At 49.9% G+C, this 4860-nt stretch carries 2 rRNA genes; both read right to left on the minus strand.

The features are described from left to right. Nucleotides 1-28: 28 nt before the first annotated feature. Nucleotides 29-2907 (minus strand): 23S ribosomal RNA (locus C6Y39_RS05285). Nucleotides 2908-3237: 330 nt separating this feature from the next. Then, a 16S ribosomal RNA gene (locus C6Y39_RS05290) occupies nucleotides 3238-4770 on the minus strand. Together the 16S and 23S rRNA genes form the textbook arrangement of a ribosomal RNA operon. Between the last annotated feature and the right edge of the window lie 90 nt (nucleotides 4771-4860).

Genomic DNA, 4860 nt, shown 5'->3' on the forward strand with positions numbered 1-4860 from the left:
CAAAAGCCTAAAGCTTCTTGGGCGTTGTATGGTTAAGCCTCTCGGGCAATTAGTACAGGTTAGCTTAACGCCTTACAACGCTTCCACACCCTGCCTATCAACGTCATCGTCTATAACAACCCTTCCAGACCTTAAAGGTCAGGGATGACTCATCTTTGGGCCGGCTTCCCGCTTAGATGCTTTCAGCGGTTATCCGTTCCGAACATAGCTACCGGGCAATGCCATTGGCATGACAACCCGAACACCAGCGGTTCGTCCACTCCGGTCCTCTCGTACTAGGAGCAGCTCCCATCAATCATCCAACGCCCACACCAGATAGGGACCGAACTGTCTCACGACGTTCTAAACCCAGCTCGCGTACCACTTTAAATGGCGAACAGCCATACCCTTGGGACCGACTTCAGCCCCAGGATGTGATGAGCCGACATCGAGGTGCCAAACACCGCCGTCGATATGAACTCTTGGGCGGTATCAGCCTGTTATCCCCGGAGTACCTTTTATCCGTTGAGCGATGGCCCTTCCATACAGAACCACCGGATCACTATGACCTACTTTCGTACCTGCTCGACGTGTCTGTCTCGCAGTTAAGCTAGCTTATGCCATTGCACTAACCTCACGATGTCCGACCGTGATTAGCTAACCTTCGTGCTCCTCCGTTACTATTTGGGAGGAGACCGCCCCAGTCAAACTACCCACCAGACACTGTCCACAATCCCGATAAGGGACCAATGTTAGAACATCAAACATACAAGGGTGGTATTTCAAGGACGGCTCCACACAATCTAGCGACTGTGCTTCAAAGCCTCCCACCTATCCTACACATGTAGGTTCAATGTTCAGTGCCAAGCTGTAGTAAAGGTTCACGGGGTCTTTCCGTCTAGGTGCGGGTACACAGCATCTTCACTGCGATTTCAATTTCACTGAGTCTCGGGTGGAGACAGCGTGGCCATGGTTACACCATTCGTGCAGGTCGGAACTTACCCGACAAGGAATTTCGCTACCTTAGGACCGTTATAGTTACGGCCGCCGTTTACCGGGGCTTCGATCAAGAGCTTCGTCCGAAAACTAACCCCATCAATTAACCTTCCGGCACCGGGCAGGTGTCACACCCTATACGTCCTCTTACGAGTTTGCAGAGTGCTGTGTTTTTAATAAACAGTCCCAGCCACCTGGTCACTGCGGCCCCCATTTGCTTACCACGCGAAGTGTTCACAAACAGGGGCGTACCTTCTCCCGAAGTTACGGTACAATTTTGCCGAGTTCCTTCACCCGAGTTCTCTCAAGCGCCTTAGTATTCTCTACCTGACCACCTGTGTCGGTTTGGGGTACGGTTCATATAATCATAAGTTTAGAAGCTTTTCCTGGAAGCAGGGCATCAACAACTTCACTCCCTTGGGAGCTCGTCTCGCGTCTCAGCTTTAAGAATCCGGATTTACCTAAATTCTCGGCCTACTCGCTTTCACTTGGACAACCAACGCCAAGCTTGCCTAGCCTTCTCCGTCCCTCCATCACTGATTATATAAGTACGGAAATATTAATCCGTTTCCCATCGACTACGCATTTCTGCCTCGCCTTAGGGGCCGACTTACCCTGCCCTGATTAGCATGGGACAGGAAACCTTGGTCTTCCGGCGTGGGAGTTTTTCACTCCCATTATCGTTACTCATGTCAGCATTCGCACTTGTGATATGTCCAGCAAGCTTTACAACTCACCTTCATCCACTTACACAACGCTCCCCTACCCAGCAAGTAAACTTGCTGCCGCAGCTTCGGTATATTGCTTAGCCCCGTTACATCTTCCGCGCAGGCCGACTCGACTAGTGAGCTATTACGCTTTCTTTAAAGGGTGGCTGCTTCTAAGCCAACCTCCTAGCTGTCTGTGCCTTCCCACATCGTTTCCCACTTAGCAATATTTTGGGACCTTAGCTGGCGGTCTGGGTTGTTTCCCTCTCCACGACGGACGTTAGCACCCGCCGTGTGTCTCCCGGATAGTTCTCATTGGTATTCGGAGTTTGCAAAGGGTTGGTAAGTCGGGATGACCCCCTAGCCTTAACAGTGCTCTACCCCCAATGGAATTCGTCCGAGGCTCTACCTAAATAGATTTCGGGGAGAACCAGCTATCTCCCGGTTTGATTGGCCTTTCACCCCCAGCCACAGGTCATCCCCTAACTTTTCAACGTTAGTGGGTTCGGTCCTCCAGTTGATGTTACTCAACCTTCAACCTGCCCATGGCTAGATCACCGGGTTTCGGGTCTATACCTAGCAACTAAACGCGCAGTTAACACTCGCTTTCGCTACGGCTCCGTTATTCACTTAACCTCGCTACTAAATATAAGTCGCTGACCCATTATACAAAAGGTACGCAGTCACACCACGAAGGTGCTCCCACTGCTTGTACGTATACGGTTTCAGGTTCTATTTCACTCCCCTCACAGGGGTTCTTTTCGCCTTTCCCTCACGGTACTGGTTCACTATCGGTCAGTTAGGAGTATTTAGCCTTGGAGGATGGTCCCCCCATATTCAGTCAAGATAACACGTGTCCCGACCTACTCGATTTCACTGTAAAGATTGCGTCGTGTACAGGGCTATCACCTTGTATCGCTCCTCTTCCCAAAGGATTCCACTACATTCAATACAGCTTAAGGGCTGTTCCCCGTTCGCTCGCCGCTACTAGGGGAATCTCAATTGATTTCTTTTCCTAAGGGTACTTAGATGTTTCAGTTCCCCTCGTTCGCCTCGTTACGCTATGTATTCACGTAACGATACCTGTAAACAGGTGGGTTTCCCCATTCGGACATCTGTGGCTCAAATGCATTTTGTCGGCTCACCACAGCTTTTCGCAGACTTACACGTCCTTCATCGCCTCTAACTGCCAAGGCATCCACCGTATACGCTTCGTCACTTAACCATACAACCCCAAACAGCCTTTTGACTTCTGTCTAAGTTATGTCGCATGAATGACAAGCTAATCGGAAGAATTGCCTTGCTATCAATAAATTGATAACAAGCAATTCAGTCAAGTAGAGTAAAAAGTACGTCTTTCGACTTCTAAGTTACTCAATTTTGATTGATTACTATTAATATCAGCTTTCCAAATTGTTAAAGAACATAGTGCTTAATTCAAAACACTTAGGTTTGATCTTAAATCAAAGCTAAGGGCTTTTATTTAAGTCATCTTTAAATATAAACAAGACTATCTGTGTAGGCACTGCATCAAGTGCGTCTATCGACGTAATGGTAAGGAGGTGATCCAACCCCAGGTTCCCCTAGGGTTACCTTGTTACGACTTCACCCCAGTCATGAAACACAAAGTGGTAATCGTCCTCCCGAAGGTTAGACTAACTACTTCTTTTGCATCCCACTCCCATGGTGTGACGGGCGGTGTGTACAAGGCCCGGGAACGTATTCACCGCAGTATTCTGACCTGCGATTACTAGCGATTCCGACTTCATGGAGTCGAGTTGCAGACTCCAATCCGGACTACGACATTCTTTAAGGGGTCCGCTCCACATCACTGTCTCGCTTCCCTCTGTAAATGCCATTGTAGCACGTGTGTAGCCCTACACGTAAGGGCCATGATGACTTGACGTCGTCCCCACCTTCCTCCGGTTTGTCACCGGCAGTCTCCTTAGAGTGCCCAACTGAATGCTGGCAACTAAGGACAAGGGTTGCGCTCGTTGCGGGACTTAACCCAACATCTCACGACACGAGCTGACGACAGCCATGCAGCACCTGTGTCTGAGTTCCCGAAGGCACCAATCTATCTCTAGAAAGTTCTCAGCATGTCAAGTGTAGGTAAGGTTCTTCGCGTTGCATCGAATTAAACCACATGCTCCACCGCTTGTGCGGGCCCCCGTCAATTCATTTGAGTTTTAACCTTGCGGCCGTACTCCCCAGGCGGTCTACTTATCGCGTTAGCTTCGCTACGCACGCCTTAAAGGCACACACAGCTAGTAGACAGCGTTTACGGTGTGGACTACCAGGGTATCTAATCCTGTTCGCTACCCACACTTTCGCACATGAGCGTCAGTCTTTGGCCAGGGAGTCGCCTTCGCCACTGATGTTCCTCCAGATATCTACGCATTTCACCGCTACACCTGGAATTCCACTCCCCTCTCCAAGACTCTAGTCTGCCAGTTCTAAATGACCATCCCAGGTTGAGCCCGGGGCTTTCACATCTAGCTTAACAAACCGCCTGCGTGCGCTTTACGCCCAGTAATTCCGATTAACGCTCGCACCCTCCGTATTACCGCGGCTGCTGGCACGGAGTTAGCCGGTGCTTCTTCTGTTGTTAACGTCACGGCTAGCAGGTATTAACTACTAACTTTTCCTCACAACTGAAAGTGCTTTACAACCCGAAGGCCTTCTTCACACACGCGGCATGGCTGCATCAGGGTTTCCCCCATTGTGCAATATTCCCCACTGCTGCCTCCCGTAGGAGTCTGGGCCGTGTCTCAGTCCCAGTGTGGCTGATCTTCCTCTCAGAACAGCTAGAGATCGTCGCCTTGGTAAGCCGTTACCTTACCAACTAGCTAATCTCACTTGGGCCTCTCTTTGCGCCGGAGCCGAAGCCCCGTTTGGTCCGAAGACATTATGCGGTATTAGCAGTCGTTTCCAACTGTTATCCCCCTCGCAAAGGCAAGTTCCCAAGCATTACTCACCCGTCCGCCACTCGTCATCTTCTAGCAAGCTAGAAATGTTACCGTTCGACTTGCATGTGTTAGGCCTGCCGCCAGCGTTCAATCTGAGCCATGATCAAACTCTTCAATTAAAATATATCGAAATATGAATCGTCGTTGTGACACTCTTAACGAGTGCCCACACAGATTGTCTTGTCTAAATTGTTAAAGAACGTAGCAGC

This window comes from Alteromonas gracilis, assembly GCF_002993325.1.
Classification (GTDB): domain Bacteria; phylum Pseudomonadota; class Gammaproteobacteria; order Enterobacterales; family Alteromonadaceae; genus Alteromonas; species Alteromonas gracilis.